Below are 15,679 nucleotides of genomic sequence, written 5' to 3' on the forward strand. Positions count from 1 at the left end.
TCTCTCACCTTCGGACACCATCATCCATGAACGATCGCAACAACACCATAGCCGGCTGGGTATTGTTCGCCGGCATCGTCGCGCTGGGCGGCTCGCTGGTCGCGGGTGAGGTGTTCAAGGGCGAGCGCCCGGAAACGATGGGCTATCCGATCGAGGGCGTCGCGGCAGAGGCCGGCGCCGAGGCGGAGAAGCCGATCGAGTTCTATCTCGCCACCGCCGACGCGGCGAAGGGTGCGGACGTCTTCAAGAAGTGCCAGGCTTGCCATACCGTCGACCAGGGTGGCCCGAACGGGCTCGGCCCGAACCTGTGGGCTGCCATGGGGAAGCCGCACGGCCACGTCCCGGGCTTCGCTTATTCGGATGCGCTGAAGAGCGTTCCTGGCGTTTGGGACTGGAAGAGCATGAGCGAGTGGCTGGCGAACCCCAAGAAGTATGCGCCGGGGACCAAGATGACCTTTGCCGGCCTCTCGAACCCGCAGGATCGCGCCAACGTGATCGCGTTCCTGAACAGCAAGAGCCCAGCTCCGCTGCCGCTCCCGGCGGCTCCGGCCGAAGGTGTCGCCTCGACCCCGGGCGCGGCTGGCGACAAGGCGGCGGCCGAGGCCGACGACGCCGGAGCCCAGAAGGCCGAGAACGAGCCCGTGCTCAACGAGCAGCAAGCGGCCAAGGGCGGCATCGCCAACGTTCGCGGCGAAGGCGCTCCGGCGGTCACGGCTCCGGGCACCACGGTCCCCGAAAAGAAGTAAGCCGGGCGTGGCGCGCAGCTCCGCCGCCACTCCCGACGCCTACATCGCCGAACTCGATCCCGCTCGCGCGGAGGACATCCGGCGTGTCCGCACCCTCGTGAACCAGGCCCTTCAGCCCGGCTTCGTCGAGCGCATGGCCTGGGGGATGATCTGCTGGGAGGTCCCGCTGGAACTGAGCGGACCCACGTACAACGGACAGCCTCTGGTCTATGTGTCCCTAGCCGCCCAGAAGAACTACAACGCGCTTTACCTGAACTGCTGCGATGCTTCGGACGAACGCGGGGAGCGCCTGCGCGCCGCGTTCGAGGAGGATGGCAAGAAGTTCGACATGGGCAAGAGTTGCCTGCGCTTCCGCCACGCGGCCGATCTCCCCGAGGAGGCGATCACCGCAGAGATTGCCTCGACCTCTGCCGAGGACTTTGCGGCTCGCTACCGATCCGACCGGGGCTGAGGGCCTGAGCCGTCAGGACGCGGCGCGCCACTCCTGGCTGTCGGCGTAATGCTCGCAGACCGTGGCCCAGCCCTCCTCGGCTGTCTCGCACCAGGTCAGGAGGTCGAGATCCCGTTCCGAGATCACGCCTTCATCGACCAGCGCCTCGAAGTTCACGACCCGGTTCCAGAACTCTCGCCCATACAGCAGGATCGGCAGCCGGCGGACCTTGCCTGTCTGGACAAGGGTCAGCAGCTCGAACATCTCGTCGAACGTGCCGAAGCCGCCCGGGAACACCGCCACTGCCCGGGCGCGCAGCAGGAAGTGCATCTTACGCAGCGCGAAATAGTGGAACTGGAAGCTCAGTGAGGGCGTGACATAGGGGTTCGGGAGTTGCTCGTGCGGAAGCACGATGTTGAGGCCGATGGACTCGGCGCCGACGTCCGCCGCCCCACGGTTCGCCGCCTCCATGAAGGACGGTCCACCGCCCGAGCAGACCACCAGCTGACGCTTGCCCTCCTCGTCTACGCCCGCCCGGCTCGCCAGGCGCGCGAGTTCCCGCGCCACGTCGTAGTAGCGAGACTTCGCCTTCAACCGCTCGGCGATCTCACGCTGCCGGTCGGTCTGCGCCGCAGCAATCACGGCGTCCGCCTTGGCCGGCTCCGGCACTCGGGCTGAGCCATAGAAGACAAAGGTCGAGCCGATATCCTGCTCGTCGAGCAGCAGTTCGGGCTTCAGCAGCTCCAGCTGGAACCGGACGGGCCGCAGATCCTGCCGGAGCAGGAACTCGTTGTCCTGGAATGCGAGCTTGTAGGCCGGATGCTCCGTCTGCGGCGAGGACGGAACATGCTCGGCCGCCTTCGCGTCGACCTTGGCGTCGGGGAATATGCGCTTGGGGGGTACTACGTCAGCCATAAGCGGCGCGGCCTAGGCGCTCTTTCACCAGACGTCAAAGCGCTGCCGGGTCTGTTCTTGCCCCACCGGTCCAGTCCAGCCGCCGGGTCACGTACATCGTCCCCGCCAGCGCGGCGAACAGCAGTAGCGACCCGATCAGCAGCGAGTAGGCCTCGAGGCTCAGCAGGATGTAGAGCATCGCATAAAGGCCCAACAGGATGGCGCCGATCACCGCCCCCCGCCGCCAGCTCTTGAGCACGGCCGCGGAATAGGCGGTGTTCAGTCCCGCGATGGCGCCGGCCGCCAGCACATAGGCCGGCGTGAAGCCGATCACCTCGGCCAAAGCCAGTAGCAGCACGAAAAACAGCACCAGCGCGGCGCCGGCCAGCAGATATTCGATGGCCGCGACCCTCACGCCTCCGATGATGTCGAAGAGCAGGTAGGCCAGGAAAGTGAAGCCGATAAACAGGAACCCGTACTTGGTCGCACGGTCGACCTGGGAATAGAGGTCGACAGGCTCCATCAGGTCGACGCCGGCCACGGCCGAGGCGGAACGCTGCCCCGCGATGACGGGCGGGGGCGGAGTGCCGCCCGTGTCCACCTGCGGTCCCCCGGCACCATCGAGGAAGACCAGCGCCCGTCCGAGGGCCAGGTTCCCAATGCGATATTCCGCATCGAACCCGTCATTGGTGACGCTCCGCCGCTCGGGCAGAAAGCCGCCCGTGAAGCTCGGGTTCGGCCAGGTGGAGCCCACTTTCCACCGCGTGTCACCCGCCCGCGGAGCGAGCGCGATCGACTGGTTGCCCCGAAGCGCGAAAGCGAAATCCACGGAGAAGCGGGCCGGCTGCGCGGTAAGATCGACCGGAGCGTAGAAGCCGCTCGTGATCAGGCTCGTCCCGTTGCCGGGGCCGAGCGGCAGCACCCGTTGTCCGATCCGCACCACGGGGTTGGCGGTCAGGCCGCGCGCATCCGCGACCCCGAACCGCAGTTCGGCCCGGCCCAGTTCCAAGGTGCTTGCGTCCACGCCATATTTGCCGAGATCCTCGGGGATTGCGAACGTCGCCCGACCACTGGTCTCCGCGCGGTAGATCACCACTTCGTAGATGGAGCGGGAACGGCGTTCCGGCATGATCTTGGTCCCCGCATCCACGCCGACGGGCGCCAAGGTGAGTCGCCGCTCGACGGTGGTCGCCTGGGTTACCGTCTGACCGTTGCTGATCGTGGCCGGCACCGTGGCCTTGAACGGGATGCTGAGCTCTGGTCCGGCGATCACCTGCGGACCGCCCCAGCCCTCCGCGATGCTGGCGCGGGCCTGCTCCGACTGTGACTGGCGGTCATAGACCAGCAACCAGGTGACGAAGATCGGGACTGAAAGGAGGACGCCGATGAGCAGGGCGCGGAACAGCTTGCGGCTGGGGGTAGGCTCAGTCACGCGCACGTCTCCTCAACAGCAGCAACTCCGCTCGTCTACAGAAATGCACGGTTCGTCGTCAAGTGCGTGCGGGACACGGGCGAATGACGAGGTCGCGAACGGCTCCGGTTTGGAGTTCATGCGTTGGCCATGATCAAGCTGGTAGTCGGGACGTGGGCATGAGCAAGCATGATCATCTGGCGCCTCCGCCGCCCCCTCGGCGGGAGCGGAGGACCTGGACCCGTGCGGAGGACTATCTCCCCAATCGGCGTCGCCGGCGGTCCGCGCCGCGCAAGGACATTGGCGAGCGGCCCGAAGCAGCCTCGAGAGCACGCCCTTTCCTCGGCATAGTTCCTTTCATGCTACTGATGTTCGCTCTTGCCGTGCTGGCCGTTGCCATCATGGTCGCCGCCTACCCGGGCCAGGTGCACTCGGCCAAGGCTCCGCAGCCGGTCAGGGAAGATGGCACCGCCGCTCCCGGCTGGCTTGTGGAACCGAGCGAGTAGAACGTCTTCGCTGCGACCTCAGCCGGTCCGGTGCCCGGCGGACTTCATTCCTACTTGTTCTGGCACGAAGGCCTCTCCACGGGCGAGCGATTGCTGGCGCTTGCGGCGGAAGTCCGCGGCGTAGCGTCCTTCTTCGTGGAGCCGCTCCGAAGCGTCGAACATGGCGGTCGCCAACCTGCGCGCGATCCGCCGGCGGCCCCTCTCCTGCCAATAGCGTGACGGAAGCACCGCTCGGGTCCGATCGGTAGCTGCAAGGTCAATCATGATGTGCACGCGCGGTGCGTTGCTGCTGTTGAACACCCGGTGGGGGAAGGTAAAGTCGCTGTACCACAGGATGCCGGGCCGCAGTTGCACGCGATGGTGCGCGAGCTCCATGATGCAGTCGGCACTGGTGAGGACCGGTAAGTGCAGCCGCATCACCGACCGATCGGCCGACTCCCCCGGATCACGATGCCAGCGGACATAGGCACCAGGCTCCATTCGAGAGATGATCGCACGGTGGACCTGGCCGTCCATGTTGGAAATCCATCGGCGCAGGGTGGGCATCAGCGCGAGCACCGGCGTTTCCCGCGGCTCTTCGCCTGACGCCGCATAGGAGCGTTCCGGATCGCCGCCGGGTCCGACAAGCCCGATGCGACTCCACTTGCCGTTGTGATGCGGCCCGGTCTGGATCGTGGCTCCGTGCTGGCGCTCTACCTCCCCGAGTTCCCGCCGCAAGGCGGCAAGATCGAAGCTTACGTCGAGGCGCTCGACGAGATGGAGTCGCAGGGCGGCGCTAGGCCAGCACCAGGGATGGACGGCTCTCGGTAGGGGCACCCTCGACTCCTCGATTGCTCAGGAAGAACCCGTACGAACCTCGCTTGTGCCTTTGAAGCCCTGGGCGACCACATACCACTCGCTCGAGTCCTTGCGACTCGCGGGCGGCTTGGCATGTTTAACGGTGGCAAAATGCATCTTCAGTTCAGCGAGCAGCTGATTGTCCGTGCCCCCGGCCAGCACCTTCGCGACAAAAGCGCCGCCCGGCCGAAGCACGTCCTTTGCGAACTCGAGCCCGAGCTCGACCAGCCCCATGGTCCGTAGATGGTCGGTTTGCGGGTGGCCGACCGTGTTCGCCGCCATGTCGGACAGCACCAGGTCAGCGGGGCCGCCGAGCGCCGCCTTTAGGCGCTCCTCCGCATCGTCGGCATTAAAGTCCATCTGGAGGATCGCCACTCCCTCGATCGGGTCGGTCGGCAGCAGGTCGATACCCGCGATCTTCGCGGTGGGCGCCTTCTTGCGAACGACCTGGCTCCAGCCGCCCGGCGCGATGCCCAGGTCCACGACGCTCTTCACGCCCTTGAGCAGCCCAAACTTCTCGTCCAACTCGAGCAGCTTGTACGCGGCGCGGCTGCGATAGCCCTCAGCCTTGGCGCGCTTCACGTACGGATCGTTGAGCTGCCGCTCCAGCCAGCGGGTCGAGCCGACCTTGCGGCCTCTGGCCGTCTTGATCCGCTTCACAGCACGTAGCCGTCGCGGGCCATCAGGCTCCGCAGAATGCCCTCGCGAATCCCGCGGTCCGCCACGCCCAGCTGCTGCGCGGGCCAGATATCGAGGATCGCTTCCAGGATCGCGCAACCGGCCACGACCAAGTCCGCACGCTCTGCGCCGATGCACGGCAGGCTCGAGCGCGCCTCGAGGTCCATTTCGGAGATGGTGCGGCTGATCTCCCGCATGGCTTCGATGGGCACGTGAAGCCCGTCGACAGCGCGCCGGTCATAGCTGGGCAGCGCCAGGTGCACGGACGCCAGGGTCGTCACCGTCCCGCTAGTCCCCAGCAGGCGGATGTCCTTCGCGTCCTTCGGCAGCAGTTCAGCAAAGCGCGCAAATGCCCTTCGCGCCCGTTCGCGCATGCGGGCATAAGCGGAGACCCGTTCGTCGCCCTCAATCGCCTCCCGCCCCTCGCTCTCGGTCAGCGACACCACACCCCATGGTGCGCTCCACCACGCTTTGATTCGGGGCGTTTCGTCATCCTCCCCGGGCTCGACGAGCACCAGTTCGGTCGAGCCTCCGCCAATGTCGAAGATCAGAGCCGGCCCATCCCCCGGTCCAAGCAGCTTGTGGCAGCCGAGCACGGCCAACCGCGCCTCCTCTTGGGGAGGGATGATCTCCAGCACCACCCCAGTTTCCCGCCGCACCCGTTCGGCAAACTCGCGGCCATTCGCGGCGCGGCGGCAAGCTTCGGTCGCGACCGAACGGGCGAGGCTCACCCGACGGCGGCGGAGCTTGTCGGCGCAGACCCCCAGCGCCTCCACTGCCCGGTCCATCGCGCGGTCGCTCAGCCGGCCGGTCTGCGCCAGGCCCTCGCCAAGCCGAACGATGCGCGAGAAGGCGTCCACCACCGTGAAGCCGCCCTCGCATGGCCGCGCGACCAGCAGCCGGCAGTTGTTGGTTCCCAAATCGATTGCGCCGTAGGTGTGCCGACTGGACCCCCGGAAGGGCAGTTTCGCATCGGCCGCGGACCCGGCCACCAAGCCCCGCGGCGCACTGGCGGCCTCTTGCGCCATGTCTCGCCCGTTCTTTCCTTCACCGTCGCGGAGGGATCCGGACGGCTGACTTGACCGGGGTTTTAAGCGGAAGTTGACCCCTCCGGCAAGCGGCGGCGTCGGTTGACAGGGTCGAGCGCACTTCCTAGGTGGCAGCCCGCGGCGCGATGCGTGCGCGCCACTTCGGCGCTGCCCGATCGTCTAATGGTAAGACTACGGACTCTGACTCCGTCAATCGTGGTTCGAATCCACGTCGGGCATCCACCGCCGCCACCGTCAAAGGCCAGTTCCGCGGCACATAGGCGAACAGTCACATCAACAACGAAGTTAGCCGTAGCGCGCGTGCTTCGGCCACACCTACTCCGCTGCCACCCCGGCCGCCTCGAACAGACCACCCTCGTCACCGCCCTCGTTCGCCGCTTCGCCGGCGCCCGCCTTGGCTTTCATGCGGCGATCGAAGTTGTCCCAGACTTCGTTCCAGTTCCCGCGCGTCGCGGCCTTGGAGTACTCCGTCGCGCGGGTTTCGAAGAAGTTGGCGTGCTCGACGCCGTTCAATAGCGGGGCAAGCCAGGGGAGCGGGTGCTCGTCCACCATGTAGATGGGCGCGAAGCCCAGCTGGCCGAGGCGCCAGTCGGCGATGTAGCGGATGTACTTCTTGATCGCCTTGGGGGTCATGCCCTCGACCGGGCCCTGCTCGAACGCCAGGTCGATGAACGCGTCCTCCAGCCGCACCGTCTTCTGGCAGGTCTCGATGATCGAGTCCTTGACGTCGGCGGTCAGGCAGTCGCGCTCCTTCACGAAGGCGTGGAACAGGCGGATGATGCCCTCGCAGTGGAGGCTCTCGTCGCGGACCGACCAGCTGACGATCTGGCCCATGCCCTTCATCTTGTTGAAGCGCGGGAAGTTCATCAGCATGGCGAAGCTGGCGAACAGCTGCAGCCCCTCGGTGAAGCCGCCGAACATGGCCAGCGTCTTGGCGATGTCCTCGTCCGTGTCGACGCCGAAGGTGTTGAGGTAGTCGTGCTTGTCCTTCATCTCCTTGTACTGGAGGAAGGCGCTGTACTCGCTCTCGGGCATGCCGATGGTGTCGAGCAGGTGGCTGTAGGCCGCGATGTGCACCGTCTCCATGTTGGAGAAGGCGGTCAGCATCATCTTGATCTCGGTCGGCTTGAACACGCGGCCGTATTTCTCGTGGTAGCAGTCCTGCACCTCCACGTCTGCCTGGGTGAAGAAGCGGAAGATCTGGGTGAGCAGGTTGCGCTCGTGCGGGGTGAGCTTCTGCGCCCAGTCGCGGCAGTCCTCGCCCAGCGGCACTTCCTCCGGCATCCAGTGGATCTGCTGCTGACGCTTCCAGAACTCGAACGCCCACGGGTATTCGAACGGCTTGTAGGCTTTGTTGGCTTGGAGGAGGGGCATCAGTTGGCTCCCGAGGCTGAGGTGTTGAAGTCGTACGGCTCGGTCGTCGCGTAAGCGATGGCGAAGCCGGTGAGGACGAGGCCGAAGGCGAGCGCCATCATGCCGGCGATCAGCAGGCCGGTGCTCTTGCGAGACTCGCCGACGCGGCCGCGCAGGGCGGTGATCAGCATTCCGGCTCCGAGAAGGATGGCGAGGCCACCGACGATGATGAAGAGGATGTTCATGTCAGATGATGTCCGCTGCAAGGAGCGCGAACACCGCGCTCGAGAGCAGGAACAACGCACCGGCGGTGCGACTGTTCTTGGCCTTGAGCGGTTCCTCCAGCCGGCGCGCGCGCGCGATCTGTATCAGCCCGGCGAGGGCGAGCAGGGCCGCGGCGAGCCACTGGATGAGCGACGTGTTCCTCACCAGAAGATCCTGCCGCCGCGCGGACGGCTGCCGTTGGCGACCCGGATCAGGCGGCCGCGGAACATCTGGACGTAGAGCCACAGCCCGGAGAAGGCGAAGAAGATCAGCGCCAGCCCGGACAGGATGGAGATGGCGACGCCGACGGGGCCGAACGTTTCGCCCGAATGCAGGTGGTGCAGCAGGCCGACGTTCCAGCCGCCCGGCTGCGGCTTAGGCCGGCAGTTCATCGTCTCCGGGCAGACGAAGCCCGCAGGTGCAGCCGGCTTCGGGGCGGCGGCCGCACGGGCGTCGTTCACCAGGCTGCCGACCTGGCTGAGCACGCCCGTGACCGCGATCCAGAAGATGAACAGGCCGAACAGGACGGACAGCCAGCGGTGGTACCTACGCATTACTGGCAGGCCAGGCATTCGTCGTAGTCGGTGGTCGCCAGCTCGTACTTCGGCGCTTCCGAAGTGTTGTCAGCCTCCACGCCGCCCGCGAAGCCGGCGCGCTGAACGGACTTGGAGCGGAGATAGTAGAGCGACTTGATGCCCAGTTCCCATGCGCGGAAGTGGAGCATCATCAGGTCCCACTTGTCGACGTCGGCCGGGATGAACAGGTTCAGCGACTGAGCCTGGTCGATGTAGGGCGTGCGGTCGGCGGCGAGCTCCAGCAGCCAGCGCTGGTCGATCTCGAAGCTGGTCTTGAACGTGTCCTTCTCGTCCTGGGTCAGGAAGTCGAGGTGCTGGACCGAGCCGCCCTGCTCCAGGATCGAATTCCAGACCTGCTCGCTGTTCTTCGACTTTTCGATCAGCAGCTTTTCGAGGTGCGGGTTGCGGATCGAGAAGGAGCCCGAGAGCGTCTTGTGGGTGTAGATGTTGGCCGGGATCGGCTCGATGCAGGCCGAGGTGCCGCCGCAGATGATGCTGATCGACGCGGTCGGCGCGATCGCCATCTTGCAGCTGAAGCGCTCCATCACGCCCATGTCCTGCGCGTCCGGGCATGCACCCCGCTCCTGCGCCAGCATCATCGAGGCTTCGTCGACCTGCGCCTTGATGTGCTTGAAGATGCGCAGGTTCCACGACTTGGCCATGGCGCCTTCGAACGGCAGCCCGCGCGCCTGGAGGAAGGAGTGGAAGCCCATGACGCCGAGCCCGACAGAGCGCTCCCGCTCCGCGCTATACTTGGCGCGGGCCATCTCGTCCGGCGCGCGGGCGATGTAGTCGCTGAGCACGTTGTCGAGGAAACGCATCACGTCCTCGACGAACTTCTTGTCGCCGTTCCACTCGTCCCAGGTTTCGAGGTTCATCGACGACAGGCAGCAGACGGCCGTGCGATCCGCGCCCAGGTGATCCTTGCCGGTCGGCAGGGTGATTTCCGAGCAGAGGTTGGACGTCGACACCTTGAGGCCGAGATCGCGGTGATGCTTGGGCATCGACCGGTTCACCTGGTCGATGAAGATGATGTAGGGTTCGCCCGTCGCCAGACGGGTCTCGACCAGCTTCTGGAACAGCGAACGGGCGTCGACCTTGCCGCGCTCCGACCCATCCTTGGGGCTGCGCAGGGTGAACTCGGACCCTTCGCGCACCGCTTCCATGAACTCGTCGGTGATCAGCACGCCGTGGTGGAGGTTCAGCGCCTTGCGGTTGAAGTCGCCCGACGGCTTCCGGATTTCAAGAAACTCCTCGATCTCCGGGTGGGAGATGTCGAGGTAGCAGGCCGCCGACCCGCGCCGCAGCGACCCCTGGCTGATGGCGAGGGTCAGCGAGTCCATCACGCGGACGAACGGGATGATGCCGCTGGTCTTGCCATTGAGGCCGACCGGCTCGCCGATGCCGCGGACCGCGCCCCAGTAAGTGCCGATGCCGCCGCCCTTGGACGCGAGCCAGACGTTCTCGTTCCAGGTGTTCACGATGCCGTCGAGGCTGTCTGACACGCTGTTGAGGTAGCAGCTGATCGGAAGGCCGCGCCCGGTGCCGCCGTTGGACAGCACCGGGGTGGCCGGCATGAACCACAGCTTCGAGATGTAGTCGTAGATGCGCTGAGCGTGGGCTGCATCGTCGGCGTAGGCCGCGGCGACGCGCGCGAACAGGTCCTGGTAGGACTCGCCCGGCAGCAGGTAGCGGTCGCGCAGGGTCTCCTTGCCGAAATCGGTCAGGAGCGCATCCCGGCTCGGGTCCGTTTCGACGGGAAAACGGCGCTCATGCACGCTCTTGCTGCCGGTGCCCGTGCTGGCGACCACATCCTCGGATCCGACATCGGTGCCGCTCGAGAAGTCCATGTTGCGCATCCTCCTGTGACGACTCGGAAGCCGCCTTGTTCCTGTTCCGTTCTACTCCGGTTGCTGCCGCCGCAACAGCCGGTTTGCCGCGCTCCGGACGACTCCAGAGGGCTTGTCCCCGCTATCCACAGGGACGCACCTCTCCTTCGCCGGGGATAGGTTATCCCCAGCGCCAACCACAAGCTTGTGCGTTGGTCCCCCCGATGCGCTACCAGATGTTGTGCTTTGAACCGCCCACCGACGCAAGCCGCTAATTTCGGATCAACCGTCTTTTTTGTGGAAAGTAGTGGCCGGCGCGCAGCACTCGGGCCATGCGCTCTCCCAGGGGTTGCGGATGCAACGAGGGGCCCCACATACGCGCGCAACATTCGGCCGGCACGACTGCGCGGCCAGCCTCCCCTCCTATTCGGCGAGAGCCAGTTTCCACGCTCATGACCGCTTCAACGTTTCCCGCGCCGCGCCTGCTTGCGCCCCGAAGCCACATCAGCTCCGCCGACCGCGCAGGAGCCGTGCGCAACCTGCTGATCGACGCCGCCGCCGCGACCGCAATCGGCGCGCTCAACAGCGGCGTGGTCCTGCTGGCGCTGGCGCTGCACATCGGTGCGTCCACCATGCAGGTCGGCCTGCTCGCCGCTATCCCGCTGATCACCCAGGTGCTGCAGGCGCCCGCCGTGAAGCTGGTCGAAGCCCTGCGCCGGCGCCGGCTGATCTCGGTTGCAGCCCTGGTGATCGCCCGCCTGGCGCTGCCGGTCTACGCGGTGGTGCCGTTTATTGCGGACCGCACGGTCGCCGTCAGCGTGCTGCTCGGGGCGGCGCTGGTCCATTATGGCTTCAATGCGGTTTCGGCCTGCAGCTGGAACAGCTGGATCAAGGACCTGATCCCCACCGAGGGCCTGGGCCGGTTCACCAGCCGGCGCACCCTGGTCGGGACCGCGGTCAGCGCGGTTGCGACCCTGGGCGCCGCAATTGCGCTGAATCAGGCGCAAGGCAGCGAGCAGGCGGCCGACCTCATCTTCAGCGGGCTCTACCTGTTCGGCTTCCTATGCGGTGTGGTCAGCACGGTTGCGCTGGCCCGCGTGCCGGAGCTGGCCATGCCGCCCCGCGACGGTACGGCCCCGCTAATGCGCCTGCTGGTGCAGCCATTGAAGGACCGCAACTTCCGCAGCCTGCTGCGCTATCTCGCCAGCTGGCAGTTCGCGGTGAACCTCGCGACTCCGTTCATTACCGTCTACATCGTGCGGGAACTCGGGTTCGACGTCAGCTTCGTGCTGCTGCTGACGCTGGCCAGCCAGGTCGCCAACATCGCGGTCGTGCGGCTGTGGGGCCAGGTATCCGACCGCTTCACCAACAAGACGGTGCTGTCGGCAGCGACCCCGCTCTACATCCTGTGCATCGTCGGCATGGCCTTCGCCGGGGAACTGAGCGGCTCGGCAACGCGCGGCGCCTACCTCTTCCTGTTGCACATCGTAATGGGTGCGGCGGGCGCGGGTGTCGGCATCGCGTCGGGCAACATCGTCATGAAGCTCAGCCCCAGCGAACAATCGACCAGCTACATGGCCACGAATGCACTCATCGGCGCCCTGGCCGCCGGGGTCGCACCGGTGATCGGCGGCTGGGCGGCGGACTTCTTCGCGCGCCGCAGCCTAAGCCTGGAGCTGAGCTGGGCCAGCCCGCAAGGCGTGGACGAGCTCATCGGCCTGTCCTTCACCCACTGGGAGTTCTTCTTCCTGCTCTCGGCCGTCATGGGCTTGTACACGCTTCACCGACTGTCGTCCGTCAGCGAGCCGGGCACCGTGCGCCCCAAGGAACTGGTGCAGCTGGCGTGGAGCTCGGCGCAGCGCGCGCTCCGCAACGCATCCTCCGTGGCGGGGCTGCTCGTGGCGGTGAACTTCCCGGCGGCGGACCTGATCGATGCTCGCCAGCGGCGGCGGCTGACCGAACGTGTCATCGATCCAAGCGACCCATTCCGCAGCAGCGCGCGCGAAGCGATGGGCTTTCTGCTGCGCAACGCGTTCGACGAGCCTTCCGCTGCCACTGGGGACTTCGACGATGTGCTCGCGCGCCTTGACCGCGTGACGACGCCCTAGCGGGGGAGCAGCGCGAGCGCTCGACGGAAAGCGCGTTCTTCCGCGGCCCGGAATCCGGTGCGCCCGGCGGGCGTGTCGTCGGCGAGGCCGGTCCGGAAGTAAGCGATGCCCGTACCCCTCTCCGGATCGATCCAGAGGCCCGAGCGGAGGCCATACGCCTCACCGGCGTGCCCCACCCGGATCACGCCGTCCCCCGCCGCATCGTCATCGCAGCCCCGGGCGCGGGTCCCGATCTGCTGGGCGGCCAGTCCGTAGCTGCAATAGAAGCCTTCCGGATCGCCGTTGCGCCCATCGAACCGCCATTGCGGGCGCAGCAGCTCGGCAACGCTCGCGGGAGAGAGGATGCGGGCTCCGTCTAGCTCGCCCTGGTTGAGCAGCATGCGCCCGATGCGCGCGAGACCCCGCGCCGAGACGCGCAGGCCGCCTTGCGGCGCGAACAGAGCCCCGTTCTCGCCCGGTCTCCATGCGTCGAACTCACAGGGCTGGCCTTCCCGCACGAACACCGGACAGGAGGGTCGCTTGCCGCCGAGGTCGTCACGGACCGGCTCGCCACCCTGGGTCAGCACGACGGCCCGGGCAAGGGCTTCGTCGCTGCAGGTGGGCCAATTGAAGCAGCCATCGATGCGCATCGGTTCGAGCAATTCGCGCCGCATCCAGCGATCGAACCGCTCCCCGGTGACCCGTTCGACGACGGAGCCCACGACTGGGAAGTTCATGTTCGAATAGGTGAACCAGCCCTCGCCGGGACCGTGACGACTGTCCCAGCTGCGTGGGTCCGCCATCACCTCCCGCACCGATCCGCCGAGTGGAATGGCATATTGGTCGTCGTGGTCGCGGATGCTGGACGTATGCGACAGCAGCATGCGCAGGCTCACAGGGCGCTGCGGAAAAGCCGGGTTGCGGAGCGACCAGCCCAGATGACGGGAAACGTCCTCGTCGAGGGACAGCCGGCCCTGCTCCACCAGCTTCATGACGCCGATGGCGACCACCAGCTTGCTGACGGAGGCGACCCGAACCGGATCGTCGGGGGACACACCGCGCCGCGCAGCAGGGTCGGCCAGCCCCTCGGCATAGAAACCTTGATCTCCCGCTCGGTCGAACGCCACGCCGACCTCGGCACCAGTATCATCCTGGGTCCCGGCAACAGTGGCGCAGGAGGTGAGCGCGAGCAGCGCGGATGCGAGAAACAAGCGAGACATCGGCCCGCAGCATCCGCTCGAGGCTCGCCGCTGGCAAGCCTCGCCCGGTCACGTCCGAACGTCCGTATCTGCCGCCTCTTGAAGTCGGACCGCATCCGTCTTATTCAGAGTGGGCGGACCGGGCCCCTCTGACGCGGGCGCACTGAGCTTTTCAGGCGCTTGCGTGATGTCGGACCGCATCGGAAGTTTCCGATGTGCGCGTGGCCCGGCTTACCCGCCTTCCTGGCACTGCACAGCGTGGAACCTCCGATTGATCGCAATGGTCATGAAGAGGAGATGTAACGTGCATTCGCGCCTGTACCGCCTGATCGAGACTCACCAGCGGATCGACCGCGCGCTCCGTGACGAGCAGCGCCGCCGTGGTGCCGATCCGATGCGGCTTACTCAGCTCAAGAAGATGAAGCTGAGAGTGAAGGACCTCATCCATCGCTTCACCATGCGGCGCGCCCACGCCTGAGTTCAACGAACCAGGCCCGGCAGCAAACCGGGCCGACCAGTTCCCCACGCCGCCTGCCAGCCCCCCTTTGGCAGTCGAACCTGCCCGATCTGCTGCCGCGGTAAGGCTTCGGGCTCTCCATGCGGAGCCGCGGCGTGGGGAAACCTCCAAGGTCCAGGCTCTGATGCCGGGGCTCCAGTGATCACGGCGCCGATGCGACCGGTCGCCGCAACAGGGAAACGAGTTCACCATGGAATTTCTGTTCACTGACTGGCTCGGAACGCCGGCCTGGTTCTGGCTAGCCTTCATTGGCCTGGTCATCGGCCTCACGGCCTTCGACCTCGGCATCCTCCACAAGGAGGACAAGGAGATGGGCATTGGCGAAAGCCTGAAGCTCAGCGTCTTCTACATCACCATCGCGCTGCTGTTCGGCGTCTGGGTATGGCTGGAGCGCGGACCCGAACTGGGCATGGCCTACTACACCGGCTTCTTCATCGAGAAAGCGCTGTCGATCGACAACGTCTTCGTGATCAGCCTCATCTTCACCTACTTCGCGATTCCCGCGAAGTACCAGTATCGCGCTTTGCTGTGGGGCATCATCGGCGTGATCGTGCTGCGCGGCATCATGATCGGCCTCGGCGCCGCGGTGGTGCAGCAATGGTATTGGGTGCTGTACATCTTCGCCGCCTTCCTGGTGTTCACCGGAGTGAAGATGCTGTTCGCTGGCGACAAGCCGATGGACATCGAGCACAACCCGGTGGTCCGCTGGATCAGCCGTCACATGCGGGTGACGAAGGAACTGCACGCCCAGCACTTCTTCGTGAAGGTGCCGGACAGCACCACCGGCAAGCTGGTGACTGCGGCGACCCCGCTGTTCCTGGCGCTGGTGGTCATCAACCTGGCGGACCTGGTGTTCGCGGTGGACAGCGTGCCGGCGATCTTCGCCATCACCACCGACACCTTCATCGTCTACACGTCGAACATCATGGCCATTCTCGGCCTGCGCGCGCTCTACTTCGCGCTTGCCGCGATGGTGCACCGCTTCCACTACCTGAAATACGCGCTGGCGCTGGTCCTGGTGTTCATCGGCTCCAAGATCTTCGTGTCCGACTTCCTGCTCGGCGGCGACAAGTTCCCCCCGGTCCTGAGCCTCGGCGTGACTGCGGCGCTGATCGCGGGCGGGGTCGGCTACTCGCTCTACAAGACCAAGGGTCAGCCGGAGCCCGGCTGGCCCGCGGACGAGGGCCCGGACGCGGCCCGGCGCCACATCGACGAGCTCACCGGCGGCAAGGCCGTCTGATCGTCGACGGATATACCAGCAGCCGGAAGTCCGTCCTCGCGCGCGATGCAGCTAGCTAGGCTCA

The 15,679-nt window shown here is 66.2% G+C and carries 17 protein-coding genes and 1 tRNA gene; 7 read left to right on the top strand and 11 right to left on the bottom strand.

Going from position 1 to position 15,679, the window contains the following annotated elements; translation table 11 throughout:
* Positions 1 to 26: 26 nt before the first annotated feature.
* Both JT720_RS02730 and JT720_RS02735 read left to right on the top strand, forming a co-directional pair.
* Positions 27 to 746, top strand: coding sequence for a c-type cytochrome (locus JT720_RS02730; RefSeq protein WP_205479193.1), 720 nt, complete (start codon positions 27 to 29; stop codon positions 744 to 746).
* Between the two features lie 7 nt (positions 747 to 753).
* A complete protein-coding gene (locus JT720_RS02735; RefSeq protein ID WP_205479195.1) occupies positions 754 to 1,197 on the top strand; it encodes a DUF1801 domain-containing protein in 444 nt (147 codons plus the stop codon).
* 12 nt (positions 1,198 to 1,209) lie between these two features.
* Here JT720_RS02735 and JT720_RS02740 read toward each other — a convergent pair whose 3' ends face one another.
* Positions 1,210 to 2,091: an LOG family protein gene (locus JT720_RS02740; RefSeq protein ID WP_205479196.1), complete on the bottom strand. Its 882-nt coding sequence runs from the start codon at positions 2,089 to 2,091 to the stop codon at positions 1,210 to 1,212.
* Between the two features lie 34 nt (positions 2,092 to 2,125).
* On the bottom strand, positions 2,126 to 3,502 hold the full coding sequence (gene creD / locus JT720_RS02745) for a cell envelope integrity protein CreD (RefSeq protein WP_205479197.1): 1,377 nt from the start codon (positions 3,500 to 3,502) through the stop codon (positions 2,126 to 2,128).
* Positions 3,503 to 3,840: 338 nt separating this feature from the next.
* Here creD and JT720_RS02750 point away from each other — a divergent pair, with 338 nt between their 5' ends.
* Positions 3,841 to 3,987 carry a hypothetical protein gene (locus tag JT720_RS02750; RefSeq protein WP_205479198.1) on the top strand — a complete coding sequence of 49 codons (147 nt, stop codon included), beginning with the start codon at positions 3,841 to 3,843 and terminating at the stop codon, positions 3,985 to 3,987.
* 18 nt (positions 3,988 to 4,005) lie between these two features.
* Here the strand turns inward: JT720_RS02750 and JT720_RS02755 are convergent, their stop codons facing one another.
* Genes JT720_RS02755 through JT720_RS02765 form a run of 3 tightly spaced genes read right to left on the bottom strand, consistent with a single transcriptional unit; the run spans position 4,006 to position 6,530 of the window.
* Positions 4,006 to 4,803 (bottom strand): aspartyl/asparaginyl beta-hydroxylase domain-containing protein, encoded by a 798-nt coding sequence (locus tag JT720_RS02755; RefSeq protein ID WP_205479199.1) that lies wholly within the window; start codon positions 4,801 to 4,803, stop codon positions 4,006 to 4,008.
* Positions 4,804 to 4,821: 18 nt separating this feature from the next.
* The gene (locus JT720_RS02760) at positions 4,822 to 5,484 is read right to left on the bottom strand and encodes an SAM-dependent methyltransferase (protein WP_205479200.1); all 663 of its coding nucleotides are present in this window, start codon (positions 5,482 to 5,484) and stop codon (positions 4,822 to 4,824) included.
* Positions 5,481 to 6,530 (bottom strand): Ppx/GppA phosphatase family protein, encoded by a 1,050-nt coding sequence (locus JT720_RS02765; protein WP_205479201.1) that lies wholly within the window; start codon positions 6,528 to 6,530, stop codon positions 5,481 to 5,483. Before JT720_RS02765 ends, JT720_RS02760 begins: the two co-directional genes overlap by 4 nt.
* Positions 6,531 to 6,699: 169 nt before the next feature.
* Here JT720_RS02765 and JT720_RS02770 point away from each other — a divergent pair.
* Positions 6,700 to 6,773 (top strand) — tRNA-Gln (locus tag JT720_RS02770).
* A gap of 93 nt (positions 6,774 to 6,866) precedes the next feature.
* Here JT720_RS02770 and JT720_RS02775 read toward each other — a convergent pair.
* The 5 genes from JT720_RS02775 to JT720_RS02795 are packed head-to-tail and all read right to left on the bottom strand — an operon-like array spanning position 6,867 to position 10,593.
* Positions 6,867 to 7,925 (bottom strand): ribonucleotide-diphosphate reductase subunit beta, encoded by a 1,059-nt coding sequence (locus tag JT720_RS02775; RefSeq protein WP_205479202.1) that lies wholly within the window; start codon positions 7,923 to 7,925, stop codon positions 6,867 to 6,869.
* Positions 7,925 to 8,149, bottom strand: a complete 225-nt coding sequence (locus JT720_RS02780; RefSeq protein WP_205479203.1) for a hypothetical protein — start codon at positions 8,147 to 8,149, stop codon at positions 7,925 to 7,927. The genes JT720_RS02775 and JT720_RS02780 overlap by 1 nt, the downstream gene beginning before the upstream one ends.
* A gap of 1 nt (position 8,150) precedes the next feature.
* The gene (locus JT720_RS02785) at positions 8,151 to 8,333 is read right to left on the bottom strand and encodes a hypothetical protein (RefSeq protein ID WP_205479205.1); all 183 of its coding nucleotides are present in this window, start codon (positions 8,331 to 8,333) and stop codon (positions 8,151 to 8,153) included.
* Positions 8,330 to 8,722, bottom strand: coding sequence for a PepSY domain-containing protein (locus tag JT720_RS02790; RefSeq protein ID WP_205479207.1), 393 nt, complete (start codon positions 8,720 to 8,722; stop codon positions 8,330 to 8,332). The genes JT720_RS02785 and JT720_RS02790 overlap by 4 nt, the downstream gene beginning before the upstream one ends.
* The gene (locus tag JT720_RS02795) at positions 8,722 to 10,593 is read right to left on the bottom strand and encodes a ribonucleoside-diphosphate reductase subunit alpha (RefSeq protein ID WP_205479209.1); all 1,872 of its coding nucleotides are present in this window, start codon (positions 10,591 to 10,593) and stop codon (positions 8,722 to 8,724) included. Before JT720_RS02795 ends, JT720_RS02790 begins: the two co-directional genes overlap by 1 nt.
* Before the next feature lie 431 nt (positions 10,594 to 11,024).
* Between JT720_RS02795 and JT720_RS02800 the strand changes: the two genes are divergently transcribed.
* Entirely contained in the window at positions 11,025 to 12,680 is a 1,656-nt protein-coding gene (locus tag JT720_RS02800) for an MFS transporter (RefSeq protein ID WP_205479210.1), read from the top strand.
* Here the strand turns inward: JT720_RS02800 and JT720_RS02805 are convergent.
* On the bottom strand, positions 12,677 to 13,879 hold the full coding sequence (locus JT720_RS02805; RefSeq protein WP_205479211.1) for a serine hydrolase domain-containing protein: 1,203 nt from the start codon (positions 13,877 to 13,879) through the stop codon (positions 12,677 to 12,679). The genes JT720_RS02800 and JT720_RS02805 overlap by 4 nt on opposite strands.
* Positions 13,880 to 14,162: 283 nt before the next feature.
* Here JT720_RS02805 and JT720_RS02810 point away from each other — a divergent pair, with 283 nt between their 5' ends.
* Together JT720_RS02810 and JT720_RS02815 are read left to right on the top strand one after the other, a co-directional pair.
* Positions 14,163 to 14,336, top strand: a complete 174-nt coding sequence (locus JT720_RS02810; RefSeq protein ID WP_205479212.1) for a DUF465 domain-containing protein — start codon at positions 14,163 to 14,165, stop codon at positions 14,334 to 14,336.
* 229 nt (positions 14,337 to 14,565) lie between these two features.
* On the top strand, positions 14,566 to 15,615 hold the full coding sequence (locus tag JT720_RS02815; RefSeq protein WP_205479213.1) for a TerC family protein: 1,050 nt from the start codon (positions 14,566 to 14,568) through the stop codon (positions 15,613 to 15,615).
* Positions 15,616 to 15,679: the final 64 nt, after the last annotated feature.

It is taken from the genome of Sphingomonas arenae, from assembly GCF_016924655.1.
Lineage (GTDB): Bacteria > Pseudomonadota > Alphaproteobacteria > Sphingomonadales > Sphingomonadaceae > Sphingomicrobium > Sphingomicrobium arenae.

Excerpts from the sequence above, each read along its gene's own strand:
- JT720_RS02730 (WP_205479193.1), top strand. The coding sequence starts at position 27 with ATGAACGATCGCAACAACACCATAGCCGGCTGGGTATTGTTCGCCGGC.
- JT720_RS02740 (WP_205479196.1), bottom strand. The coding sequence starts at position 2,091 with ATGGCTGACGTAGTACCCCCCAAGCGCATATTCCCCGACGCCAAGGTC.
- JT720_RS02750 (WP_205479198.1), top strand. The coding sequence starts at position 3,841 with ATGCTACTGATGTTCGCTCTTGCCGTGCTGGCCGTTGCCATCATGGTC.
- JT720_RS02765 (WP_205479201.1), bottom strand. The coding sequence starts at position 6,530 with ATGGCGCAAGAGGCCGCCAGTGCGCCGCGGGGCTTGGTGGCCGGGTCC.
- JT720_RS02775 (WP_205479202.1), bottom strand. The coding sequence starts at position 7,925 with ATGCCCCTCCTCCAAGCCAACAAAGCCTACAAGCCGTTCGAATACCCG.
- JT720_RS02780 (WP_205479203.1), bottom strand. The coding sequence starts at position 8,149 with ATGAACATCCTCTTCATCATCGTCGGTGGCCTCGCCATCCTTCTCGGA.
- JT720_RS02790 (WP_205479207.1), bottom strand. The coding sequence starts at position 8,722 with ATGCGTAGGTACCACCGCTGGCTGTCCGTCCTGTTCGGCCTGTTCATC.
- JT720_RS02795 (WP_205479209.1), bottom strand. The coding sequence starts at position 10,593 with ATGGACTTCTCGAGCGGCACCGATGTCGGATCCGAGGATGTGGTCGCC.
- JT720_RS02800 (WP_205479210.1), top strand. The coding sequence starts at position 11,025 with ATGACCGCTTCAACGTTTCCCGCGCCGCGCCTGCTTGCGCCCCGAAGC.
- JT720_RS02805 (WP_205479211.1), bottom strand. The coding sequence starts at position 13,879 with ATGTCTCGCTTGTTTCTCGCATCCGCGCTGCTCGCGCTCACCTCCTGC.
- JT720_RS02815 (WP_205479213.1), top strand. The coding sequence starts at position 14,566 with ATGGAATTTCTGTTCACTGACTGGCTCGGAACGCCGGCCTGGTTCTGG.